Genomic DNA, 1,009 nt, shown 5'->3' with positions numbered 1-1,009 from the left:
GCGGCTGGCCGCCGCCTTCGCCGCCCGAGCCGCGGCGGAGGATGCGCGCATCGCCGCCGCCGCGCCGGCCCGTCGCGCGCTTGACCTGGTGGGCCTCGCCGACGGCCTTTCCCCCGCGCTCGGACGCTTCGCCGAACGCCTGGTCTACAGCCCCCGCCTGCGCGCCCTGATCGGGCGATGAGCACGCCGCGCCTGTCCATCGTCACGCCCTGCCTGAACCGCGCCGCGACGATCGGCGCGGCAATCGAGAGCGTGATCGCCGAGGCGCATCCCTCCTTCGAGCACATCGTCGTCGATGGCGGATCGACCGACGGCACGGCGGAGGTGCTGGCCCGCCATCCGCACCTGACCATCATCCGGGAGCAGGACCGCAACCTCTACGACGCGATCAACAAGGGGCTGCGCGCCGCGCGGGGAGAGGTGGTCGGTCTGCTGAACAGCGACGACCTCTATGCGCCCGGCGCCTTCGCCGCGGCCGAGGCCGCGCTCGCCGACCCGGCCATCGACCTCGCGCTGGGCGCCGCCGAATGGTTCGCGGTGCAGGAGGGGCGGGAGGTCACGCTCAAGCGCCTGCCCGCCGATGCGGTCGGGCTGACGGAGACGAATGCGATCTCCGGCATCACCGCGATGAATGCGGGCTTCTACCGGCGCGCCCTGATCGAAAGGACAGGGCCGTTCGACGACCGCTTCCCGCTTGCCGCGGACAAGGATTGGTGGATGCGGCTCGCGCTCGCCGCGCCGCGCGTGGCGATGCTGGAGGCGACCATCATCCGCTACCGCAGCCATCCGGACTCCCTCACCTTCGCGGCCGGGGACCTGCGGGACAAGTTGTCGCGCCACCTGCTCGATGTCTCGGCGACGCGCCTGGCGGAGCAGGTGGCGGGCACGCCGGGCCGCGCGGCCTATCGGCGCTGGCATGCCTGGGCGGCGGGCTATCGGGCGGGGGTCCTGGCGCGGCAGGGGCGGGCCGGGGCGGCGCTCGGCACGACGGCCACGGCCTTCGGGCGGG

2 protein-coding genes are annotated in these 1,009 nt (G+C 74.1%); both read left to right on the top strand.

The features are described from left to right. Positions 1-181, top strand: a 181-nt coding sequence (locus HW577_RS25550; protein WP_198378887.1) for a hypothetical protein, incomplete at its 5' end; no start/stop codon positions are given. After that, positions 178-1,009: glycosyltransferase (locus tag HW577_RS25545; protein WP_198378886.1), on the top strand; the 832-nt coding region annotated here is incomplete at its 3' end. The genes HW577_RS25550 and HW577_RS25545, both read left to right, overlap by 4 nt.

The sequence above is a fragment of the Neoroseomonas rubea genome, from assembly GCF_016106015.1.
Lineage (GTDB): Bacteria > Pseudomonadota > Alphaproteobacteria > Acetobacterales > Acetobacteraceae > Neoroseomonas > Neoroseomonas rubea.
The sequence above is the reverse complement of the archived record's forward strand: the minus strand, read 5'-3'. Positions and strand labels throughout refer to the sequence as shown.